The organism is Streptomyces sp. TE5632 (genome assembly GCF_054061295.1).
The window spans coordinates 425,770-448,156 of record NZ_JBSSEA010000001.1 but is presented as its reverse complement, the minus strand read 5'-3'; the positions used below and the strand labels follow the sequence as shown (position 1 = coordinate 448,156).

20 protein-coding genes, 1 pseudogene and 1 riboswitch are annotated in these 22,387 nt (G+C 72.0%); of the genes and pseudogenes, 15 read left to right on the top strand and 6 right to left on the bottom strand.

The features are described from left to right. The 3 genes and pseudogenes from ACVW19_RS02210 to ACVW19_RS02200 form a co-directional block, all read left to right on the top strand. Positions 1 to 307, top strand: a pseudogene (locus ACVW19_RS02210) (MFS transporter); the annotation flags it as partial. Between the two features lie 626 nt (positions 308 to 933). Then, the gene (locus ACVW19_RS02205; protein WP_457456035.1) at positions 934 to 1,722 is read left to right on the top strand and encodes a carbon-nitrogen hydrolase family protein; all 789 of its coding nucleotides are present in this window, start codon (positions 934 to 936) and stop codon (positions 1,720 to 1,722) included. A gap of 57 nt (positions 1,723 to 1,779) precedes the next feature. After that, entirely contained in the window at positions 1,780 to 3,492 is a 1,713-nt protein-coding gene (locus ACVW19_RS02200) for a flavin monoamine oxidase family protein (protein ID WP_457456033.1), read from the top strand. A gap of 95 nt (positions 3,493 to 3,587) precedes the next feature. Here the strand turns inward: ACVW19_RS02200 and ACVW19_RS02195 are convergent, their stop codons facing one another. Next, complete coding sequence (locus ACVW19_RS02195; RefSeq protein ID WP_457456031.1) at positions 3,588 to 4,283, bottom strand: DUF5995 family protein; 696 nt, start codon at positions 4,281 to 4,283, stop codon at positions 3,588 to 3,590. 173 nt (positions 4,284 to 4,456) lie between these two features. Between ACVW19_RS02195 and ACVW19_RS02190 the strand changes: the two genes are divergently transcribed. Further along, a complete protein-coding gene (locus tag ACVW19_RS02190; RefSeq protein ID WP_457456063.1) occupies positions 4,457 to 5,587 on the top strand; it encodes a glycoside hydrolase family 6 protein in 1,131 nt (376 codons plus the stop codon). Here ACVW19_RS02190 and ACVW19_RS02185 read toward each other — a convergent pair. After that, on the bottom strand, positions 5,569 to 6,999 hold the full coding sequence (locus ACVW19_RS02185) for a uracil-xanthine permease family protein (RefSeq protein ID WP_457456061.1): 1,431 nt from the start codon (positions 6,997 to 6,999) through the stop codon (positions 5,569 to 5,571). The two genes, ACVW19_RS02190 and ACVW19_RS02185, sit on opposite strands and share 19 nt — an antisense overlap. A 175-nt stretch (positions 7,000 to 7,174) precedes the next feature. On the opposite strand from ACVW19_RS02185, the gene ACVW19_RS02180 reads away from it, so the two are divergent. Continuing rightward, positions 7,175 to 7,633 carry an acyl-CoA thioesterase gene (locus tag ACVW19_RS02180; protein ID WP_457456029.1) on the top strand — a complete coding sequence of 153 codons (459 nt, stop codon included), beginning with the start codon at positions 7,175 to 7,177 and terminating at the stop codon, positions 7,631 to 7,633. Here the strand turns inward: ACVW19_RS02180 and ACVW19_RS02175 are convergent. Further along, complete coding sequence (locus ACVW19_RS02175) at positions 7,593 to 8,798, bottom strand: MFS transporter (protein ID WP_457456027.1); 1,206 nt, start codon at positions 8,796 to 8,798, stop codon at positions 7,593 to 7,595. The two genes, ACVW19_RS02180 and ACVW19_RS02175, sit on opposite strands and share 41 nt — an antisense overlap. A 168-nt stretch (positions 8,799 to 8,966) precedes the next feature. On the opposite strand from ACVW19_RS02175, the gene ACVW19_RS02170 reads away from it, so the two are divergent. Beyond that, positions 8,967 to 10,163, top strand: coding sequence for an ROK family transcriptional regulator (locus ACVW19_RS02170; protein WP_457456025.1), 1,197 nt, complete (start codon positions 8,967 to 8,969; stop codon positions 10,161 to 10,163). Between the two features lie 55 nt (positions 10,164 to 10,218). Here the strand turns inward: ACVW19_RS02170 and ACVW19_RS02165 are convergent, their stop codons facing one another. Then, positions 10,219 to 10,977 (bottom strand): SDR family oxidoreductase, encoded by a 759-nt coding sequence (locus ACVW19_RS02165; protein ID WP_457456023.1) that lies wholly within the window; start codon positions 10,975 to 10,977, stop codon positions 10,219 to 10,221. A 437-nt stretch (positions 10,978 to 11,414) separates the two neighbouring features. Then, positions 11,415 to 11,545: riboswitch (FMN riboswitch) on the top strand. A 144-nt stretch (positions 11,546 to 11,689) separates the two neighbouring features. Between ACVW19_RS02165 and ACVW19_RS02160 the strand changes: the two genes are divergently transcribed. From ACVW19_RS02160 to ACVW19_RS02120, 9 genes are all read left to right on the top strand, one after another. Next, entirely contained in the window at positions 11,690 to 12,304 is a 615-nt protein-coding gene (locus tag ACVW19_RS02160; protein WP_457456022.1) for a riboflavin synthase, read from the top strand. Continuing rightward, positions 12,301 to 12,945 (top strand): nicotinamide mononucleotide transporter family protein, encoded by a 645-nt coding sequence (locus ACVW19_RS02155; RefSeq protein WP_457456020.1) that lies wholly within the window; start codon positions 12,301 to 12,303, stop codon positions 12,943 to 12,945. The genes ACVW19_RS02160 and ACVW19_RS02155 overlap by 4 nt, the downstream gene beginning before the upstream one ends. Next, complete coding sequence (locus ACVW19_RS02150; protein WP_457456018.1) at positions 12,942 to 14,306, top strand: bifunctional 3,4-dihydroxy-2-butanone-4-phosphate synthase/GTP cyclohydrolase II; 1,365 nt, start codon at positions 12,942 to 12,944, stop codon at positions 14,304 to 14,306. The genes ACVW19_RS02155 and ACVW19_RS02150 overlap by 4 nt, the downstream gene beginning before the upstream one ends. A gap of 46 nt (positions 14,307 to 14,352) precedes the next feature. Further along, on the top strand, positions 14,353 to 14,838 hold the full coding sequence (ribH, locus tag ACVW19_RS02145; RefSeq protein WP_457456016.1) for a 6,7-dimethyl-8-ribityllumazine synthase: 486 nt from the start codon (positions 14,353 to 14,355) through the stop codon (positions 14,836 to 14,838). A gap of 34 nt (positions 14,839 to 14,872) precedes the next feature. Continuing rightward, the gene (locus tag ACVW19_RS02140; protein WP_010046365.1) at positions 14,873 to 15,145 is read left to right on the top strand and encodes a phosphoribosyl-ATP diphosphatase; all 273 of its coding nucleotides are present in this window, start codon (positions 14,873 to 14,875) and stop codon (positions 15,143 to 15,145) included. A gap of 47 nt (positions 15,146 to 15,192) precedes the next feature. Then, the gene (gene hisG, locus ACVW19_RS02135) at positions 15,193 to 16,056 is read left to right on the top strand and encodes an ATP phosphoribosyltransferase (protein WP_457456014.1); all 864 of its coding nucleotides are present in this window, start codon (positions 15,193 to 15,195) and stop codon (positions 16,054 to 16,056) included. 25 nt (positions 16,057 to 16,081) lie between these two features. Continuing rightward, a complete protein-coding gene (locus tag ACVW19_RS02130) occupies positions 16,082 to 16,570 on the top strand; it encodes a PH domain-containing protein (protein ID WP_457456012.1) in 489 nt (162 codons plus the stop codon). A gap of 258 nt (positions 16,571 to 16,828) precedes the next feature. Continuing rightward, positions 16,829 to 18,175, top strand: coding sequence for a hemolysin family protein (locus ACVW19_RS02125; protein ID WP_457456010.1), 1,347 nt, complete (start codon positions 16,829 to 16,831; stop codon positions 18,173 to 18,175). Further along, positions 18,172 to 19,314 carry a hemolysin family protein gene (locus tag ACVW19_RS02120; RefSeq protein ID WP_457456008.1) on the top strand — a complete coding sequence of 381 codons (1,143 nt, stop codon included), beginning with the start codon at positions 18,172 to 18,174 and terminating at the stop codon, positions 19,312 to 19,314. The genes ACVW19_RS02125 and ACVW19_RS02120 overlap by 4 nt, the downstream gene beginning before the upstream one ends. Positions 19,315 to 19,341: 27 nt before the next feature. Here the strand turns inward: ACVW19_RS02120 and ACVW19_RS02115 are convergent, their stop codons facing one another. Both ACVW19_RS02115 and ACVW19_RS02110 read right to left on the bottom strand, forming a co-directional pair. Next, positions 19,342 to 21,213 (bottom strand): AAA family ATPase, encoded by a 1,872-nt coding sequence (locus tag ACVW19_RS02115; protein WP_457456006.1) that lies wholly within the window; start codon positions 21,211 to 21,213, stop codon positions 19,342 to 19,344. Positions 21,214 to 21,643: 430 nt separating this feature from the next. Then, positions 21,644 to 22,264: a uridine kinase family protein gene (locus tag ACVW19_RS02110; RefSeq protein WP_457456059.1), complete on the bottom strand. Its 621-nt coding sequence runs from the start codon at positions 22,262 to 22,264 to the stop codon at positions 21,644 to 21,646. Between the last annotated feature and the right edge of the window lie 123 nt (positions 22,265 to 22,387).

Sequence of the window (22,387 nt, the reverse complement as noted above, 5' to 3'; positions counted from 1 at the left end):
CTCCGCCGCGGGCACGACGGCCGGGCTCGTGCTCGTCGCCCTCGCCTTCGGCGGCTTCCAGGCGGCTACCGTACTGGCCGACGCGCGGCTCCAACGGCGGATCGCGGACACCGGGCGGGCCACCCTGACCTCGGTCGCGGGACTGGGCACCGAGCTGGCCACGGTCGCGGTGTTCGGCGGCTACGCGGTGATCGCCTCACGCGGCGGACACAGCACGGCCTTCGCCGTGTTCGCGCTGCCGTATCTGGTGACAGCGTTGTTCCTGATGCTCATGAGGCCATTGCGCTCGCCGCGCGGCATTCCGTAGGGCGCGTCTCGCTGCCGGCCGGCAACACCGGTCGGCAGCCACTTCGCCCGCCCAGTCACCCGGGCGTCCTGGGGAGGGAGCCATGCACCGGCTCAGCGGCCGTCCCACCACGGTCCGCGCCCGCGTCGCCGCGCCCGCGTTGCCGCGCCCGCGTTGCCGCGCCCGCGTTGCCGCGCCCGCGTTGCCGCGCCCGCGTTGCCGCGCCCGCGTTGCCGCGCCCGCGTTGCCGCGCCCGCGTTGCCGCGCCCGCGTTGCCGCGCCCGCGTTGCCGCGCCCGCGTTGCCGCGCCCGCGTTGCCGCGCCCGCGTTGCCGCGCCCGCGTTGCCGCGCCCGCGTTGCCGCGCCCGCGTTGCCGCGCCCGCGTTGCCGCGCCCGCGTTGCCGCGCCCGCGTTGCCGCGCCCGCGTTCGCTCCGGCGCCCGCCCTGCCCACGCGGCGGCCCTCGGCATCGCGTCCGCCCCCGACACGGGCGCCGAACCGGGGGCGTGCAACGAATCGCCGCCGACCCCACGGCGGACGCAACAGTTCGCTCATGGGCGCGCAACGGCTCCTTCTTGTCCGGTCGAGCCGACCGGACGTAGCGTCTGTGAGACCCCCGAAACCCCCGCGTACCGATGAGGAAAACGCATGCGCACAGCCCTGCTCCAGAGCTCCGGCCGGCCCGGATCCGTCGCCGAGAACCTCAAGGTCCTCGACGAGGCCGCGGGCCGCGCCGCCGCGGCCGGCGCCGGGCTGCTCGTGACCTCGGAGCTGTTCCTGACGGGGTACGCCATCGGCGACGACGTCACGGTGCTCGCCGAGCCCGCCGACGGCGACGCGGCCGACGCGATCGCACGGACGGCCACCCGGCACGGACTCGCCATCGCCTACAGCTACCCGGAACGCACCGACGACACGGTCCACAACTCCGTCCAGCTCGTCTCCGCAGACGGCACCCGCCTCGCGAACTACCGCAAGACCCACCTCTTCGGCAGCTTCGAGCACGAGCACTTCACCCCGGGCGACCAGCCGGTCGTCCAGGCCGAGCTCAACGGCCTCACCGTCGGCCTGCTGATCTGCTACGACGTCGAGTTCCCGGAGAACGCGCGCGCCCACGCCCTGGCGGGCACCGACCTCCTCCTGGTGCCCACGGCCCTGATGCACCCGTTCCAGTTCGTCGCCGAATCCGTCGTGCCGGTGCGGGCGTTCGAGAACCAGATGTACATCGCGTACGTCAACCGGGTCGGCCAGGAGGGCGAGTTGGAGTTCGCGGGACTGTCCACCCTCGCCGGACCCGACGGAGTCGCCCGTACCCGGGCGGGCCGCGGCGAGGAACTCGTCCTCGCCGACGCGGACCCCGCGCTCCTCGCCGCCTCCCGTGAGAACAACCCGTATCTGCGGGACCGCCGCCCCGGCCTGTACGGGCCCCGCGGCTGAACCCCGCTTCCCCCCACCGACACCTCGAAGACCGTTCGCGCAAGGAGTCCGCACCCCATGACGTCCACGGTGCCCAACGCCGTCGAGCACGCCGACGAGCAGCAGCCGCCGATCACCATGTTCGGCCCGGACTTCCCGTACGCGTACGACGACTTCCTCGCCCACCCCGCGGGCCTCGGCCAGATCCCCGCGACCGAGCACGGCACCGAGGTCGCGGTCGTCGGCGGGGGCCTGTCCGGGATCGTCGCCGCCTACGAGCTGATGAAGATGGGCCTCAAGCCCGTCGTGTACGAGGCCGACCGGATCGGCGGCCGGTTGCGCACCGTCGGCTTCGAGGGCTGCGACCCCTCACTCACCGCCGAGATGGGCGCGATGCGCTTCCCACCGTCCTCCACCGCCCTCCAGCACTACATCGACCTGGTGGGTCTCGAGACCCGCCCCTTCCCCAACCCCCTTGCCGAGGCGACGTCTTCGACCGTCGTCGACCTCAAGGGCGAGTCGCACTACGCCGAGACGCTCGACGACCTGCCGCAGGTCTACCGGGACGTGGCGGACGCCTGGAACCGCTGCCTGGAGGAGGGCGCCGACTTCTCCGACATGAACCGCGCCCTGCGCGAACGGGACGTCCTGCGCATCCGTGAGATCTGGTCGAGGCTGGTGGAGAAGCTCGACAACCAGACCTTCTACGGTTTCCTCTGCGACTCCGAAGCCTTCAAGTCCTTCCGGCACCGCGAGATCTTCGGCCAGGTCGGCTTCGGCACCGGCGGCTGGGACACCGACTTCCCCAACTCCATCCTGGAGATCCTGCGGGTCGTCTACACCGAGGCCGACGACCACCACCGCGGCATCGTCGGCGGCTCCCAGCAGCTGCCGCTGCGCCTGTGGGAGCGCGAGCCGGAGAAGATCGTCCACTGGCCGTACGGCACCTCGCTGAAGTCCCTGCACACCGACGGCGAGCCCCGCCCGGCGGTGACGCGGCTGCACCGCACCGCCGGCCACCACATCACGGTGACGGACGCGAACGGGGACATCCGCACCTACCGGGCGGCCGTCTTCACCGCCCAGTCCTGGATGCTGCTCTCCAAGGTCGCCTGCGACGAATCGCTCTTCCCCATCGACCACTGGACCGCCATCGAGCGCACCCACTACATGGAGAGCTCCAAGCTCTTCGTGCCCGTGGACCGGCCCTTCTGGCTGGACGAGGCCGTCGACGAGAACGGGAACCCGACAGGGCGGGACGTCATGTCGATGACGCTCACCGACCGGATGACCCGCGGCACCTACCTGCTCGACGACGGCCCGGACAGGCCCGCCGTCATCTGCCTCTCGTACACCTGGTGCGACGACAGCCTGAAGTGGCTGCCGCTGTCGCCGAACGAGCGGATGGAAGTCATGCTGAAGTCGCTGGGCGGGATCTACCCGACGGTCGACATCAGGAAGCACATCATCGGCAACCCGGTGACCGTCTCCTGGGAGAACGAGCCCTACTTCATGGGCGCCTTCAAGGCCAACCTGCCCGGCCACTACCGCTATCAGCGGCGCCTGTTCACGCACTTCATGCAGGACCGGCTGCCCGAGGACAAGCGGGGCGTCTTCCTGGCCGGCGACGACATCTCCTGGACGGCCGGCTGGGCCGAGGGCGCCGTCCAGACCGCGCTGAACGCGGTCTGGGGCGTCATGCACCACTTCGGTGGAGCGACCGACGCGACCAACCCCGGTCCCGGTGACGTCTACGACGAGATCGCGCCGGTGGAACTCTCCGACGACTGAGCCCCGGAGCCCCCGGAACTTCCCGGCCCCGAAGCCTCCCCCGGAACTCCCTGGCCCCGGAGCCCGCCCGGCTCGCGGCCGCCGGACCGCCCGGGTCAGTCGGGCAGGGGCGTGAGCAGCATGCGTCCGGCGAAGCCGACCGCCATGTCCAGTCGTGCGGCGAACTCCTCGGCGACGTCCGGCAGTCCGCGCAGCGCCCACAGCGCGCGAGCCGCCGTCCAGGCGGCGTCCCGGGCTCGGTCCAGGCTCCACGCAGCGAGCAGATGGGTCATCGGGTCGGCGAGCTGGAGCAGGTCGGGACCCGGCATCAGGTCCTCGCGGATGCGCTCCTCCAGCGTGGCCAGGAGGTCGCCCACGTGGTCGAACTCGTCCTCCACACGGGCGGGTTCGCAGCCGAGCGTACGGCAGGTGTCCACGACGGCGAGCGCCAGGTCGTGGCCGATGTGCGCGTTGACGCCCGCCAGCGCGAACTGCAGCGGACGTACGCCCGGATGGTGGCGGAACTGGAACAGCGGGCGCCAGCAGGCCGGTGGGCGGCGGCCCTCGGACACCGCCTCGACGGCGGCCAGATAGCGCTCGGCGAACAGCACGTCCAGGGTGACCGCCGCCCGCGTGTCCGCGAGCAGACCGGCGTCGATGCGCCGGTCCACCTCCGTCGTCACCGCGAGGTAGACGCGGTTGAAGACCGCGATCCCGTCCCGGCGGGGCAGGGCGGAGTCGAGGGCGCGCATCCGGGAGACGACGGTGTCTACGGGGGTGCGGACTTGACGGGCTTGTTCGCATTGCGCCATGAGCGCAGAGTCGCACCTTTAGTGTGGTGCCGGTGGCGGCGGGCCCGACGTTTCCCCGGATCGGGGGAACGCGCCCGTCGTGGGGGAGGGGGAGCAGCACTGTGTCAGGCTCGCGTGCCCAACGCCTGGCTGCCCGGCGGGCCGCGCGCAGAGGCGCTGCCCGGCGCGCCGCCATGGTGGCGGTCGCCTCTCTCGTGGTGGCGGTCGGCACCGCCGCCGGGGTGGTCTCTTCGGTGGATGACGGACGGGCCTCGGACGAGGCACGGGCCGAGGTGACCGCGTCGCCGCGGCTGGAGGCACTGCCCGTCGTGCCGTCGGCGTCCCCGTCGCCCGAGGCGCCGTCCTCCTCCGCGCCGGCCTCTCCCGAGCCCCGTGCGAGGAAGACGAGTACCTCGCCGTCCGCGTCGCACAGCGCGCGGGAGCCGCGGTCGGCCCCGGTGTCCCCCCGGCTCTACCGCCACCCCGAGTCCCAGGTCCTGGACTGGGTGCGGGCCCATCCCGGCGATCCGCGCCGCGCGGTCGTAGAGTCCCGCATCGGTGACCGGCCGGCGGCCGTGTGGTTCGCCGATCACTCACCGGACACGGTCACCGCGCGGGTGCGCGCGATCACCTCGGCCGGCGCCGCACGGGGCCGGGTGCCCGTCCTCGTGCCGTACACGATCCCCGACCGCGACTGCGACGGGCACTCCCGGGGCGGGGCGCCCGATCCGGCCGCCTACGACGGCTGGATCGACCGGTTCGCCGCCGGGCTGGGGTCCGGCGAGGTCATCGTGATCCTGGAGCCGGACTCCCTCGCCCAGGTCGAATGCCTCTCCGCGGGGCAGCGCGCCGACCGCTTCGCCTCACTGGCCCGCGCCGGACGGGTACTGAAGAAGGCCAACCCCCGGGCACGCGTCTACTACGACGCCGGGCACTCCGGCTGGAACGCGCCCGCGCGACAGGCCGACTGGCTGCGGCAGGCCGGGGCCGCGTCGGCGGCCTCCTCCGACGGCGTCTTCAGCAACGTCTCCAACTTCCACGACACGGCCGACGAGATCGCTTACGACCGGCAGGTGCTCGACGCGCTCGGCGGCCCGCCCGGCCTGGGTGCGGTGATCGACACCAGCCGCAACGGCAACGGCGCCCCGGCCGACGGCGAATGGTGCGACCCCGCCGGCCGCAAGCTCGGCCGGACCCCGACGCTCAGCACCGGCGAGGCCGGGATCGACGCCTACCTCTGGGTGAAACTGCCGGGGGAGTCGGACGGCTGCAAGGGCGCGCCGGGCACCTTCGTCCCTTCGTACGCCTATGACTTGGCGCGCTGAGTGCCCCCGCCGTCCGCCTCGCCCCCGCCGTTCTCGCCCCCGTTCTCGTCGTAGGCCGAGGTGCCGGCGTCGAGCAGCGGCGGCTGGGTCTTGAGATGGGCCGGCGCGAAGGCGCGCAGCGCGTGGTACCCGGTGATGACGACGAGGGTGCCGAGCGCGATGCCGCTGAGCGAGAAGGTGTCGGTGAACTCCATGGTGACGTTGCCGACGCCGATGATGATGCCCGCGGCGGCCGGTACCAGGTTCAGCGGATTGCGCAGGTCCACCTTGGCGTTGATCCAGATCTGGGCGCCGAGCAGGCCGATCATGCCGTACAGGATGACGGTGATCCCGCCGAGCACACCCCCGGGGATCGCGGCCACGACCGCGCCGAACTTCGGACAGAGACCGAACAGCAGGGCGAAGCACGCGGCGGCCCAGTACGCGGCGGTCGAGTAGACACGGGTCGCCGCCATCACGCCGATGTTCTCGGAGTAGGTGGTGTTGGGCGGGCCGCCGACGGCGGTGGACAGCATGGAGCCGACGCCGTCGGCGGAGATGGCCGTGCCCAGCTTGTCGTCGAGGTTGTCGCCGGTCATCTCGCCGACGGCCTTGACGTGCCCGGCGTTCTCGGCGATCAGCGCGATGACGACCGGCAGGGCCACCAGGATCGCCGACCACTCGAAGGAGGGGCCGTGCAGGTTCGGCAGACCGATCCAGTCGGCCTGGCCCACGCCGGACAGGTCCAGGCGCCAGTGGTCGGTGACCTTGCCGCTCGCGTTTGCGGAGTGGATCTGGCCGAAGACCAGGTCGAGGACCCAGGAGAGCGCGTACCCGAAGACCAGCCCGAGGAAGATCGCGATACGGGACCAGAAGCCCCGCAGGCACACCACCGCCAGGCCGGTGAACAGCATCACGGACAGGGCGGTCCACTGGTCCTGCGGCCAGTACGTGGCGGCGGTCACCGGCGCCAGGTTGAAGCCGATCAGCATCACCACCGCGCCGGTGACGATCGGCGGCATCGTGGCGTGGATGATCCGCGCCCCGAAGCGCCGTACCGCGAGCCCCACCAGGAACAGCGCGGCCCCGACCACGAACACCGCGCCGGTCACGGTGGCGCTCGACCCGCCCTGGGCCCGGATGACCGCGGCGACGCCGACGAAGGAGAGCGAGCAGCCCAGATAGCTGGGCACCCGGCCGCGGGTGGCCAGCAGGAAGACGATGGTCGCGACGCCCGACATCATGATCGCGAGGTTGGGGTCCAGGCCCATCAGTACCGGGGCGACGAAGGACGCCCCGAACATCGCCACGACGTGCTGGGCGCCGAGCCCCGCGGTACGGGGCCAGGAGAGCCGTTCGTCGGGGCGGACCACCGCGCCGGGAGCCGGGGTGCGTCCGTCTCCGTGCAGTGTCCAGCGGACGCCGAGATCCATGGGCTGTCGCTTTCGTCGTTCGTGCAGCGTGTCCGGACCATTGTCGGGGCTGAGCAGGTGTGCTTCGTACACCTGGACGGGCGTACTCCGGCTGTCTGAGCGTCTGCTTAGGATGAGGGCGCGCCGTTGGTTCGTGTAGGCGGCACTCATTCCGTACGCACCAGGAGTTCCGCCCGTGACCGCCGAAGCCCCGACCGCCCCCGCCCTGTCGTACGGCCGGCTGATCCCCGTGACCGTCCACTTCGACGACCTCGACGCGTTGGGGCTGCTGCACAACGCGCGCTATCCGCTGATGGTCGAGCGGGCCTGGACCGAACTGTGGGAGGAACACGGCATCCGCTTCGAGGGCGACTGGACGGCGGCCGGCGACGCCTGCAACGCGGTCAAGGAGCTGCGGATCAGCTACGAGGCCCCGGTGACCCGGACCGGCGCCTATGCCGTCCACCTGTGGCTGGAGCGGCTGGGGACGACCGGGCTGACCTACGGTTTCCGCTTCTGCTCGCGGGACGGGGCGGTGACCTACGCGCGGGGGAGCCGGGTACTGGTACGGCTGGACGCGGAGACCCTGCGCCCGGCGCCCTGGAGCGAGACGTTCAGGGTCGCGGGCCGGGAACTGCTGCGTCCGGGCGGATGACCTTCACGCGGTCCCCGGAGCGCAGCACGCCCGCGAGGCCGGCCAGACCGCACGACAACACCGTGACCAGGACGAACGACACCATCAGACTGGTCGCCTGGGCCAGCAGGCCGATCGCGCTCGGAGCGATCAGGCCCGAGGTGTACGTGATGGTCGCGACGCCCGCGATGGCGAGGCTGGGGTTGGTGCCGCTGCGGCCCGCCGCGGCGAAGCACAGCGGCACCACCACCGCGATGCCGAGACCCATCAGCGCGAACCCGCCCATCGCCGCCGCGGGATGCGGGGCGAGGACGATCAGCAGTCCGCCGGTGACGGCGACGACGCCGCTCGTGCGCACCGTGCGCACCGCGCCGTAGCGGTCCACCACCCGGTCCCCGGCGAGCCGGGCGATCGCCATGGTGAGCGTGAACCCGGTGGTGCAGGCCGCGGCGAGCCCCGCCGAGGTCTCCAGCTGGTCGCGCAGATAGACCGCCGACCAGTCGAGGCTCGCGCCCTCCGCGAAGACCGCGCAGAAGCCGATGGCGCCGATCAGCAGCGCGGAGCGGGGCGGCAGCGCGAACCTCGGCGGCGGCTCCTCGTCCTCGGCGGGCTGCAGATCGAGCACATGGCCCGCGGCGGTGACGCCCACCACCGTCAGGACACCGGCCGCGAGCGTGTGGTGCAGCCGGGCGTCCGTGCCGAGGTGCGCGGCGAGAGTGCCGGCCGCCGAGCCGATCAGGGCACCGACGCTCCACATGCCGTGCAGCCCGGACATGATCGACCGCTCGAGCCGGTTCTCCACCTCCACCCCCAGGGCGTTCATCGCCACGTCGGACATGCCGGCCGTGGCGCCGTAGACGAACAACACCAGACAGAGCGTCAGCAGGTTCGGGGCCACCGCCGGCAGGACCAGCGCGAGCGTCCACAGGGCGATCAGCCCCCGCAGCGCGGTGCGGGCGCCGAAGCGGTGGCTGATCCGCCCCGCCAGCGGCATCGCGAGGGACGCGCCGATCGCGGGGAAGGCGAGCGCGAGCCCCAACTGCCCCGGGCTCACTCCGGCATGGTCCTGGATCCACGGCACGCGCGTGGCGAACGAACCGGTGACGGCGCCGTGCGCGGCGAACACGGCACCCACGGCGTACCGCGCCCTCCGTACCTCGCGCTGCCCGTACACCTCTGCCGTCATGGTCCCGCCCCTCCCGGTCGCCCGTGGCCCTCATGCGCCGCCGTAAACTATCAGGAAGGTTGCCTGATAGATAAGGGGATTTCCGCCAGTCTCCCGGGCCGCGTACCGATCCGGTCCCGCCGTCCACCGCCCGCCGATCACGGGCAGCCGATCTGGAAGGATCACGCCATGGCCGCATCCCCCAGCACCGCCAGAGCCATCAACGACCGGAACGCCCTACGGCTGCTCCAGCAGGAAGGTCCGCTGACGGCGGCGCAGTTGAAGCAGCTGACCGGCCTGTCCCGGCCGACCGTCGCCGACCTCGTCGAGCGGCTGACCGCGGCCGGGCTGATCACGGTGGTCGGGGAGGCCGGGGAGCAGCGGCGCGGGCCGAACGCGAAGGTGTACGGGATCGTCGCCGACCGGGCGCAGCTGGCGGCGCTCGACGTACGCACGGAGGGCGTCGCCGTGGTCGTGTCCGACCTCGTCGGTGCGGTCCTGGCCGAGGCCTACGTGCCGATCGCGGTGGACGTCGGGACCGGGCCGGCCGTGGAGCGGGCGGCGGCGCTGGTCGAGCGGACGGTGAAGGAGGCGGGCGCCGACCGGCTGTGCACCGTCGGCATCGGCATCCCCGGGCTGGTCGACCCCGCGAGCGGCGAACTGCGCGTCTCCGAAGGGCTGCCGGAGTGGCACCGCCGACTGGTGGCCGTGCTTCAGGAGCGGCTGCCCAGGGCGCATGTCAGCCTGGAGAACGAGACCAACCTCGCCGCCCTGGCCGAGCAGCGCGAGGGCGCCGCCCGCGGCCGCGACACCTTCGTCCTGCTCTGGCTGGGCCGCTGCACCGGCGCGGCCGTGATCCTGGACGGCTCCCTGCGCCGGGGCGCCTCCGGCGGTACGGGCGAGATCGGCTTCCTGCCGGTCCCGGGTACTCCCGGGCTGCCGTCGGCCACCGACTGCGTCGGCGGCTTCCACTCCCTCGCGGCCGCGACGGCGATCGTGGAACTGGCGGGGAAGTACGGGATCGTGGCCGAGCCGGACACGGAACCGGCGGCAGGGGCGGTACGGGCCGCCGCCGCGAGGGCGCGCGAGGAGCCGTCCTCGGCGGACGCGCGCTTCCTCGACGCCCTCGCCGACCGCGTCGCCGTGGGGGTCGCGGCGGTGGCGGCGTTGCTGGACCCCGGATGCGTGGTGCTCGGCGGGGAGATCGGCCAGGCCGGCGGTACGGAACTCGCCGCCCGCGTACAGGACCGGACGGCCCGGATGTCACCGCTGTCCACCGAGGTGCGCGCGAGTCTCCTGGGCGGCGGCGCGGTGCTGCGCGGTGCCCTCCTGACGGCCCGGGACCGCGCCCAGGACGAGCTCTTCGGCCCGTCCGCCGCACCTTGACGCCGGGCGCCCGCCCCGCCACCGGGCGCTCGCCCCGGCCCTCCGGCTCGCGCGCCTACTTGCCGACGCGTCCACGCCCCGCCCGTGCCGCCAGGAACTCCTCGAAGGTGCCCCTGCCCACCGCGCGCTCCGGGGCGAGGTGGCCGCCGGCGCGGAAGGCGCGGTAGGCGGCGCCCCGGAGCGGAACCCTGACCACCGCGCGGCGTCGCCCCGTCGCCCGGAGGTAGGAGCGCGCCAGGGAGTCGAGCGTCCTCACCTCCGGGCCGCCCATGTCCTCGACGCGCCCCGCGGGCCCGCCCCGGGCCAGCTCGGCCAGGCGGTCCGCGACCTCGGTCACGTCGATCGGCTGGTCCTTCACATGGGACGGCAGCAGCAGCACCGGGAGCCTGCCCAGCCCTTGGAACACCGTGAGCAGCAGGTCGTGGAACTGGGTCGTGCGCAGTACGGTCCAGTCGATCCCCGACTCCTCGATCAGCCGCTCCACCGCGAACTTGGTCCGGTAGTAGCCGAACGGCACCCGGTCGACACCGACGATCGAGATGTACACGAGGTGCCCCACCCCGGCCCGCCGCGCCGCCGCGAGAAGGTTCTTCGCCGCCTGCTCGTCACCGCCGCGCGGTGTGGTCGCGCAGTGGACGACCGTGTCCACCCCCGTGACGGCCTCGTCCAGCGTGCTGCCGCCCCGGCGCAGGTCGACGGCGTACGGACGGGAGTGCCGGCTGAGCACCCGCACCTGGTGCCCGTCCGTCCGCAACCGTTCGGTCAGGTGCCGGCCGAGGGCTCCGGTGCCGCCGGTCACCAGGATCGTGGTCATGCTGCTCAGCCCCTTGGGAGATACGGGAGCTCCCCGCTGGAGCGCCCTCGTCCACAGGGACGGATCGGCGGCCCCGGATGTGACACGGGATCACGGGCGATCCCGGCGGACGGCATGGTGAGGCCCGGCGGCGGGCAAGGGCCGTCGTCACCGCCGCCGGGCCGGTCTGTGCGGAGGCCGCATCAGACGCTAAAAGGACTAGACCACTGTGGTCAATGGGTGGGCGCCGGTCGGGAGGGCGCGTTCGACGGCGTTCAAGGGGGCAGGCGGGGCGCAGGTCGGGCTGCTGTGCGCCGATTGTGCGCCGGTGGCGCGTGGTGACCGAGGGCTGGCCGTGGGCGGGCGGCGAGTACGACACCTCCACCTGTGAGACACCCCACACTCCTCGCCTGTATGGGTGGCGGCCGGGCATGGCACACTGGGCCCAGTACCAGCAGCAGCGCACTCCGGGGTCGGTGAAAGTCCGAACCGGCGGTTACAGTCCGCGACCCGGCCACTTCCAGTGGCCGGTTGACCAGGTGAAATTCCTGGACCGACGGTTAAAGTCCGGATGGGAGGCAGTGCGCGGCGGGCGGGCATTCGTGCGCGCCGCCGTATCGGTTCGCCCTGGGGGGTGAACTCCGTCCGGCGTCGCCCCGGTGTACCTGCCCGTACTTCTGTCGTCATCGACAGCCCCGGAGTCCGTGCCCGAAGAGGCAGGAGGACCCGGGAAGTGTTCACCGGAATCGTTGAGGAACTGGGCGAGATCACCGCCGTCGAGACTCTCGACGACGCCTGTCGCTTCCGTCTGCGCGGCCCCGTCGTCACCGAGGGCGCAAAGCACGGCGACTCGATCGCCGTCAACGGCGTCTGCCTCACGGTCGTGGACCACGAGGGTGACGAGTTCACCGCCGACGTGATGGCCGAGACCCTGAACCGCTCCAGCCTCGGCGCCCTCGCCGTCGGCTCCCGGGTCAACCTCGAACGCCCCATGGCCCTGGGCGCCCGCCTCGGTGGCCACATCGTGCAGGGGCACGTCGACGGGACCGGCCGGATCCTCGAGCGCGAGCCGTCCGAGAACTGGGAGATCGTGAAGATCTCGCTCCCGGCCGAACTCTCCCGCTACGTCGTGGAGAAGGGCTCCATCACCGTCGACGGCATCAGCCTCACCGTCGTCGACGCCGGACCCGACTTCTTCACCGTCAGCCTGATTCCCACCACGCTCGCCCTGACCACCCTCGGTCTCAAGCGGAGCGGCGACCCGGTCAACCTCGAGGTGGACGTCATCGCCAAGTACGTCGAGCGGATGATCGGCGACCGGGTCATCGGTGAGGGGGCCACGCGGTGAACTGGCTGAACTCCGAGGCGTTCACCCTCTTCGACCAGCACATCAAGTGGTCGGACATGATCGGCAACGTGATCGGTCTGATCGCCCTCGCCCTCGGCTGGCGACGCTCCATCTGGACCTGGCCCGCCCAGTTCGTCTCGGGCCTGATCCTCTTCGCGGCCTTCGCCACCGCCCATCTCTCCGGCAGCGCGGGCAAGCAGATCGTCGTCATGCTGGTCGCCGCCTGGGGCTTCTGGCAGTGGAACCGCGGCCGACGGCAGGCGCAGGACGGCTCCATCGCCGTCCGGTTCGCCACCAATCTCGAACGGGTTCTCCTGGCGGGTGCCGCGGCCGTCGGCACCCTCGCGGTGGGCGGACTGTTCACGCTGTACCCGTCCCTGTCCTGGGACCCCTGGCCGGATGCGTACATCTTCGTCGGCACCGTCGTCGCCATGTACGCCCAGGCCCGCGGCATGGTCGAGTTCTGGTTCGCCTGGCTGCTGGTCGACCTCGTCGGCGTACCGCTGAACTTCGCCAACGGCTTCGCCTTCTCCGGCTTCGTCTACATCATCTACGGCGCGCTGGTCCTGTGGGGGCTGCGCGACTGGTGGCTGCGCTCCCGTGAGGACGCACGGCCCGCCCTGGAAGGAGCGCCGGCATGAGCACGGCACCGATCCTGTACAGCACCGAGGACGCCGAGGACCTGACGCTCGACCCGGTCGAACAGGCCGTCGCCGACATCGCGGCCGGCCGCCCGGTCGTGGTCGTCGACGACGAGGACCGCGAGAACGAGGGCGATCTCGTCATCGCCGCCGAGAAGGTCACCCCCGAGATCGTCGCCTTCATGATGAGTGAGTGCCGCGGACTGATCTGCGCCCCCATGGAGAGCGACGAACTGGACCGGCTCCGGCTCCCGCAGATGGTCGAGGACAACACCGAGTCGATGAAGACCGCGTTCACCGTCTCCGTGGACGCCTCCGCCGCCCACGGCGTGAGCACCGGCATCTCGGCCGCCGACCGCGCCACCACCCTCCGACTGCTCGCGAGCGGCACCGCCCAGCCGGACGACTTGGTCCGCCCCGGTCACATCTTCCCGCTGCGCGCCCGCTCCGGCGGCGTGCTCGTGCGCGACGGCCACACCGAGGCGGCGGTCGACCTGGCCCGCCTCGCCGGACTGCGCCCGGCCGGCGCCATCGTCGAGATCGCCGGCGAGGACGGGCAGATGCTGCGGCTGCCCGAGCTGATCCCGTTCGCCCGCAAGCACGGCCTGACGATCATCTCCATCGAGGACCTGATCGCCTACCGCCGCTCCCCCAAGCTCTCGACTTCTCCCCCACTCTCGGCTTCGCTCGAGCGGGGGGACCCCCATGAGCAGGGGGGACCCCCATCCGAGCCCACCGTCCGCCGCGAGGCCGAGGTCCGGCTGCCCACCTCGCACGGCACCTTCACCGCCTACGGCTACCGTTCCACCGTCGACGGCGTCGAGCATGTCGCCCTCGTCCACGGCGAGATCGGCGACGGCGCGGACGTCCTCGTGCGCGTCCACTCCGAATGCCTCACCGGCGACATCTTCGGCTCCCAGCGCTGCGACTGCGGCCCCCAGCTGGACACCTCCCTGGACCGCATCCAGAAGGAGGGCCGGGGCGTCGTCGTCTACCTGCGCGGACACGAGGGACGCGGCATCGGCCTGATGTCCAAACTGCGCGCCTACGAACTCCAGGAACGCGGGCGTGACACCCTCGACGCCAACCTCGAGCTCGGTCTCCCGGCCGACGCCCGTGACTACGGCGCCGGCGCGCAGATCCTCGTCGACCTCGGGGTGCGCGGCGTCCGCCTGCTGACCAACAACCCCGACAAGTCCGACGCGCTCGTCCGGCACGGAATCGAGGTCACCGGCCGCGAACCGATGCCCGTCACCGCCGGCGAGCACAACATCCACTACCTGCGCACCAAGCGCGACCGGATGGGTCACGACCTGCCCTGGCTGGACACACCTACCGTGCCGACCTGCGGCAACCAGTAAGAGAACCAAAAGAACCACGAGAACCAAGAGAACGCCGAGGAGAGACGTGAGCGGCAAGGGTGCACCGGAACTGTCCGTACGCGACGTGGGGGACCTCCGCGTCGCCGTGGTCGCGGCACAGTGGCACGAGAAGGTGATGGACGGACTGGTCGACGGCGCCCTGCGCGCCCTGCACGACCTCGGCATCGACGAACCGACCCTGCTGAGGGTCCCCGGCAGCTGGGAACTCCCGGTCGTCGCCAAGGTCCTCGCCGGACGCGGTTACGACGCGATCGTCGCCCTCGGCGTCGTCATCCGGGGCGGCACGCCCCACTTCGAGTACGTGTGCCAGGGCGTCACCCAGGGCCTCACCCAGGTCAGCGTCGACACCGGGGTGCCCGTCGGCTTCGGCCTGCTCACCTGCGACACCGAGGAACAGGCCCTGGACCGCGCCGGACTGCCCGGCTCCACCGAGGACAAGGGGCACGAGGCGGTCACGGCGGCGGTGGCGACCGCGGCCACGCTGCGTTCAGTATCCGAACCCTGGCGGTGAGCAGGCCCCGACACCGCGTAGGGTAAGGACCACCATGTCCAAGAAGACGTTCGAGGAGCTCTTCACCGAGCTCCAGCACAAGGCCGCGCACGGCGACCCCGCCACCTCCCGCACCGCCGAACTGGTGGAAAAGGGCGTCCATGCCATCGGCAAGAAAGTCGTCGAAGAGGCCGCCGAGGTCTGGATGGCCGCCGAGCACGAGGGCAAGGAAGCGGCCGCCGAGGAGATCTCGCAGCTGCTCTACCACGTCCAGGTGATGATGGTCGCCCGCGGCATCTCCCTCGACGACGTCTACGCCCACCTGTGATCGCAGGCACCCGCCCCACCACCCACACCGCAAAGGAAGCCGACCTCATGCTGCGCATCGCACTCCCCAACAAGGGTTCACTGGCAGGCCCTGCGGCGGAGATGCTGCATGAGGCCGGCTACCAGCAGCGCCGGGAGTCGAAGGAACTGCGGATCGTCGACCCGGTCAACGAGGTCGAGTTCTTCTACCTCCGCCCCCGTGACATCGCGATCTACGTCTCCTCCGGCCGCCTCGACATCGGCATCACCGGCCGGGACCTCCTGGTGGACTCGGGTGCCGAGGCCGAGGAGATCCTGCCCCTCGGTTTCGCCCGCTCCACCTTCCGCTTCGCCGCCAAGCCCGATGTCGTGCGGAGCGTCACGGACCTCGGCGGCAGGACGGTCGCCACCTCCTACGAGGGGATCGTCGCCCGGCACCTCGCCGAACAGGGCATCGACGCCTCCGTCGTCCACCTCGACGGCGCCGTCGAGACCGCCGTCGAACTGGGCGTCGCCGAGATCATCGCGGACGTCGTCGAGACCGGCACCTCCCTGCGCAACGCGGGCCTGGAAGTGATCGGCGAACCGATCATGACCTCGGAGGCGGTCGTCATCCGCCGCACCGACGCCGCGGCCGAGCCCGACGAGACCGTCGAGCCCAAGGTGGGGCAGTTCCTGAGGCGTCTCCAGGGCGTCCTCGTCGCCCGCACCTACGTGATGATGGACTACGACTGCCGGGTCGAGCAGTTGGAGAAGGCCGTCGCGCTGACCCCGGGGCTGGAGTCTCCGACCGTGTCCCCGCTGCACAACGAGGGCTGGGTCGCCGTCCGCGCCATGGTCCCCTCCAAGGAGGCCCAGCGCATCATGGACGACCTCTACGACATCGGTGCCCGCGCCATCCTCACCACGGCCATCCACGCCTGCCGTCTCTGACCTGGACCGATCCCGGAGCCGCACCATGCCGGACACCCCCTCGGACCAGCCGTCCGACGTACCCGCCCTGCCCGCCCTGCCCGTCACCTTCCGTCCCGGCCGCACCCGCGCGGTGCTGCTCGGCGCGGCCGCCGCGCTTTTCGGGGCCCTCTCCCTGATCGCCCTGCTGCTGGAGCAGGTCGACCCGGGCGAGCGGATCAGTTTCGTGTTCACCGGCGCCCTGCTGGCCGGGGGGCTGGTGCTGCTGGCCCGGCCGAGGGTCGACGCCGACGAGTCCGGCATCACCGTCGTCAACATCGTCGGCAGGCGCCGCCTCGAATGGGCCCAGATCCTTCAGGTGAACCTCCGTCCGGGCGACCCCTGGGTCTTCCTCGACCTCAGCGACGGCACCAGCATGCCCGTGCTCGGCATCCAGCCGGGCATCGCCAGGGAACGCGCCATCGCCGACGCGCAGGCCCTGCGAGCGCTCGCCGTGGCGCGTTCCACGGCCGACCCCGACGTGTCACGGGGCTGACCCGGGGGCATCTCGGGGAGACATCCGGGTCGTCCAACCTGACGCGGTCGCCCATGTCTTGATTAATCTGGTGGGCGGAGGCGCGCCGACAGCGCCTTCGCCCCTGCCGCCCCGCCCGGTGGCCCAGGGGCTCCAGCTAACCGAGGAGTGACCCTCTCCGGCGATGGACGGATCGTCCTGCAGTACCTGCGCCGCCCCCTGTCGACATAGCGCGAACCCGTTCCACGAGGTTCGTGACCGTGCACGAGCGGCGGCACCATGACCACCCCCCTGCTGCTCCTCGCAGCCGCATTCCTGCTGATTCTCGCCAACGGGTTCTTCGTGGCCGCCGAGTTCGGCCTGGTCACCGTCGAACGACCGGACGCCGAACAAGCCGCCGCCGACGGAGACCGACGCGCCCACCGGGTCGTCGAATCACTCAAGGAGCTGTCCTTCCAGCTCTCCGGCACCCAACTCGGCATCACCATCACCTCCCTGGTCGTCGGCATGCTCGCCGAACCGGCGCTCGCCGAGCTGCTGCGCGGCCCCGTCACCGGCACGGGTGTCCCCGAGGGTGCCGTCTCCACCATCGCCGTGGTCGTCGGCATGCTGCTGGCCTCGGCCGTGCAGATGGTGATCGGCGAGCTCGTGCCCAAGAACTGGGCGGTGTCCCGGCCGCTGCAGGTCGCACGGTTCGTCGCCGGCCCGCAGCATGTCTTCGCCCGCCTGTTCCGCCCGGTCATCGCCGGACTGAACGCCGTGGCCAACCGGGTGGTGCGCACCCTGGGCATCGAGCCGGCCGCTGAGCCGGCCTCCGCCCGCACGCCCGGCGAACTGGTCTCCCTGGCCCGGCACTCCGCGCGGGCCGGCGCCCTGGAACAGGACACGGCGGACCTCTTCGTACGGACCCTGTCCCTGGGCGAGCTGACCGCGCAGCACGTCATGACCCCGCGTGTGAAGGTCAGCGCCCTGCAGTCCTCCGCGACCGTCGAGGACGTGGTGAACCTGACCCGGGCCACCGGCCTGTCCCGGTTCCCCGTCCACACGGAGCGGATCGACGAAGTCGTCGGCATGGCCCATCTCAAGGACGCCCTCGCGGTGCCCCCGCGGGACCGGCTGCGTACCCCCGTCGGCGACATCGCCCGCCCGGCGCTGCTCGTCCCAGAGACCCTGTCCGTCCGGCCGCTGCTGACGCGGCTGCGCAGCGAGCAGCCCATCGCGGTCGTCGTCGACGAGTACGGCGGCACGGCCGGAGTCGTCACGCTGGAGGACATCGTCGAGGAGATCGTCGGCGAGATCCTGGACGAGCACGACGAGCACGGCGAGCTCTTCGGCGAGGCCCCCGAGCTCGTCGCCGCCCCGCCGGAGGGCGGCCGTCCCGCCTGGGACGTCGACGGCAGCGTCCGCGTCGACACCCTGCTCCGCATCGGCCTCGACGTGCCCGACGGGCCCTACGAGACCGTCGCCGGCCTGGTCGCCGACCTGCTCGGCCGGATCCCGGCCGTCGGCGACCACGCGGAACTGCCCGGCTGGCGGCTGTCGGTCCGCCGCGTGGGCCACTACCGCGCCGAGCGCGTCCGCCTGGTCGAGGCGGCCCCGCCGCCACTCGTGGAGGCAGCCCGATGAGCGTGCTGCACCTCCTCTTCGCCGCCCTTCTCGTCCTCGCCAACGGATTCTTCGTGGGCGCCGAGTTCGCGCTGGTCTCCGTGCGCCGCAGCCAGATCGAACCGCTCGGCACCACCCGCGCCCGCCAGGTCCTGTACGGGCTCGAGCATCTGCCGCGGATGATGGCGGCGGCCCAGTTCGGCATCACCGTCTGCTCGCTGACCCTCGGAGCGGTCGCCGAACCGACGGTCGCCCACTTGCTGGAGCCGGTGTTCGAGTGGATCCGTCTGCCGCACGGCATGATCCATCCGCTCGGCTACGTCGTCGCACTCGCCGCCGTGGTCTTCTTCCACCTCGTCATCGGCGAGATGGTCCCGAAGAACCTCGCGATGGCCACCCCCGAGAAGGCCGCCTTGTGGCTGGGCCCCGGCCTGGTCTGGTTCGCCCGGCTGTGCCGGCCCGTCACGACCGCGCTCGGCGCCTGCGCCGAGACCGTCCTGCGGGCCTTCCACGTCGAGCCGAAGGACGAGGTCGAGGCCGCCTTCACCAGCGAGCAGCTGAACCGGCTGGTGGAGGACGCCGGGCAGGCGGGCCTCCTCGCTCCCGAGGAGGCCGAGCGTCTGGAGGACGCCCTGGAGCTGGGCTCCCGCCCGGTGACGGACGTCCTGCTGCCCCGTGAGTCACTGGTGACGGTCGGCCCCGAGGCCACCCCGGCACGGATCGTGGAACTCACCACCCGCACCGGGTACTCCCGTTTCCCGGTCGCCGTACAGAGCGGCGCCTTCATGGGCTACCTGCATGTCAAGGACGTGCTCGACCTGGAGGAGACCGACCGGGCCGTGCCGCAGCGGCTCTGGCGGCGCATGCCCACCCTCCGCCCCGACCTTCCGCTGGACGACGCCCTCACCGTGATGCGCCGCGCCGCCACCCACCTGGCCCAGGTGGCCGACGCGTCCGGCCGGACACAGGGCCTGGTGGCCCTGGAGGACGTACTGGAGCTGCTGGTCGGCGAGGTAAGGGACCCGGCACACCGCGAGACACCGGGCGCGCGGCCGGACACCGGGACACATCCGGACTCCGGGATGCTCCCGGGCGCCGGGGCGGACGTCGGACCGGCCGAGTCCAGGAACGGTGCCCCGGCAGGAGCGCTCACCCGCTGACCTGCGGCGTCGCGGGATCCGCCGGTGTCAGGGCGCCGGCGGATCCTGTGGACCCCGCCCGGACAGCACCTCCCCGTACGCCTGCATCAGATCCGGCAGCCGCAGCGTCGCCAGGTCCTCCCGGGTCAGTGTGCCCGGGTACGCCGGGTACGCCGACAGCCGCAGATCCCGGTACGCGCAGCTCTTCTCGTACAGCGTCCGCAGGAACCGCCCGTTGCCCAGCTCGTCGATCCACCCCTGGTCCACCACGTGACCGGCGATGGACCGCAGTTCCTCCAGCGCCTCCTCGTCCCACACGTCGCCGTTCTCCGCGGCCAGCACCTCGCCGATCGCGGTGAGTTCGAGTGGCCGGTAGGACGGGAAGTCGACGCGCGTCGTGAAGCGGGAGGACAACCCCGGGTTGGCGCCGAGCAGACGGTCCATGCCCTCCGGGTAGCCGGCCAGGATGACCACCAGGTGGTCGCGGTTGTCCTCGGCCCGCTTCAGCAGCACCTGGAGCGCCTCGTCGCCGTACGCGTCGCCCTTGCCGTACGCGGAGTTGGAGAGTGCGTAGGCCTCGTCGACGAAGAGGACCCCGCCGAGCGCGGAGTCGATCAGCTCATTGGCCTTCACCGCCGTCTGCCCCAGATACTCGCCGACCAGATCGGCCCGCTGCGCCTCCACGAGATGGTCCCCGCCGAGCAGTCCGAGGGCGTAGAAGACCCGGCCCAGGATGCGGGCCACCGTGGTCTTGCCGGTACCGGAGGGGCCGGAGAAGACGAAGTGCCGTTTCGGCGGTTGCACCGGCAACCCCTGCCCGGCTCGTAGCCGCGCCATGTTCAACTGCGCCGACAGCGCCTTGACCTGGCGCTTCACCGGCTCCAGCCCCACCATGCGCTCCAGCTCGGCGAGCGCTTCCTCCAGTAAGGCGGGGTCGGTGGGGCCCGTGGGCAGTGACGGCACCGGGTCACCGGTCCGTTCGCGCACCGAAGGCCCCGTGGCCGGTCGCGGGGCTGCGGGCTGCGGGTCCGGCTCGGACAGCATCAGATCGCGGCCCTCGGTGCCGAACAGCGGGTCGAGTGTGTCCGGGCCGTCCAGCAGGTCCGGGCCCACCCCGCCGAGCGTGAGCGAACCGAGGTCGGCGGGGTCGTCGTAGCCGTCCCCCTCGGCGATGGCGGCGAGCCGGGCCGAGGTGTCCATGAAGGCCGGGTCGACACGGTGCACGGCCCGGTACAGGGGGACCGCGGCGGCGCTGCGGCCGGTGCCCTCGTGGGCGCGCGCCAGCCAGTACCGCAGCTCCTTGCGCTGCGGCTGCTCGCTGCGGCAGCGCATCAGGGCCGCCGACAGCAGCGGTTCGGCCTGCCCGTACATCTCCAGGCGCACCCGGGCCATACCGCCGAACAGGCCCGTCTCGATGCCGAGCAGCGGATCGCCGTGCAGCGGGTCGGTGTGCCGGACCAACTGCTCCCAGTCCTTGACCAGATAGGCGCGGCAGGCGTGCAGGAAGCGGACCTGCGGGTCGGTGTCCACGGGAGGCAGACCGGCGAGCGCGCGGTCCAGTTCGGGGACGTGGCGGCCGTCCAGCCAGTGGGAGGCGTGCGCGAGCAGCAGATCGCGGGGGCTCTCCAGCACCGGCTGCACCCACCAGCCGAGCCAGTACCAGGAGTTGAGGGTACGGCGGTGGCGGGTGCGCTGTTCGCCGAAGCGGTCCCGGTGCCGGAACATGCGCAGTAGCGAGGCCGTCGTGTCGACGCGCAGCGCGTGCAGCCCGAGCCAGCCGTCCGCCATCCCCGGGTCGATCCGCACCGCGGCCCGGAACTCCTCCTCGGCCTGCGGATAGGCGCCCATGGTGTAGGCGTCCACGCCCCGCAGCCAGGCGAGGTCGGCCGGGGCCTGAGGACCCTGCGTGCCGAAGTTCATCACGTCCCCCCACAAACCGTGCTCCGTCGGTATGCCCCACCGGCCCTCGCCCGCCGGCTGCCGTGAGGCGAACCGCTTTGCTGCGGACCGGAGTTGCACGGTGCGCGAAGCGGCGTCCGTAGGTCGCACCGAAGGCATCGTACCTGCGGCGGCGCCGCCTCCGTAGGGGTGCCGTACCCGCCGAAGAGTCGAGGCGGGCGGGAGAGCCGGAGACATGTCGTGACCGAGAGTGATCGGCATATGCCGCTCGGCGGCGAGAAAAGGCGAAGAGGGCAGAACGAAGCCCCCGATCACGGGGGAACAACCGGGGGCTTCGCGTCTGCGGGCGGCTCCGAACGGCCGCACATTGAGAACGTAAGACCTGTACGGGCCCCTGGTCAAGCGAAGTTGGAGCACTCCGGCGACTTGTCCGACAAGGCCCTTCACATATTCAGCACATTGCGGATGGCCCGTCACCGTGCGTGAGCGGAGAGGGGGGTTCAGTCGTCCCGGCAGGCCCAGCGAGCACCTCGTACCCCTCCTCGCGCTCCCGCACCAGAAGGTCGGCGAAGGGGCGTGAAGGGTCCTCGGCGAAGTGCCGGCGCTCCGCCTCGACCCACCCTTCCCAGAACTCCCGCTGCTCCGCCCCGTCCCGTGCCCGCCCCCGCGACCAGGCGGCCTCCGCGGGCAGTTCCATCCACAGCAACAGCGCCAGATGGGGCCGCAGCGCCCGGCGTCCCGCTCCGACGCCCTCGACGACGATCACCGGGGCGGGCGGCAGCGGGTGCGGCTGCCCGAAGGCGCGGGCCCGCCAGTCGTAGGGGGTGTAGTGCGCCCGCTCACCGCGGCCGAGCGGACCGATCACCTGGCTCAGCAGCCGTCCGGTCCAGCCGAACAGCTCCTGGTGGCTGGCGATGTCGTCGAGTCGCAGCACCGGGGCGCCGCCCAGCGCTCCGGCCAGCCGGCCGGCGAACGTGGACTTCCCGGAACCGGCGTGCCCGTCGACACCGACGAGCCGGACGGGTCCGCAGGAGGGGGGGAGACCGCGGATGCGGGAGGCGAGATCGTGAATGGCTGATTCCTGGGGAGGGACGGGACGGCGTACGGAGGGACGGTGACGTGAGCACTCTAGGACCTGACCGGGACCCGGCGGCCGGCGCCCGCGCCCCGGAACGAGCCGCCGGTCCCTCGATCC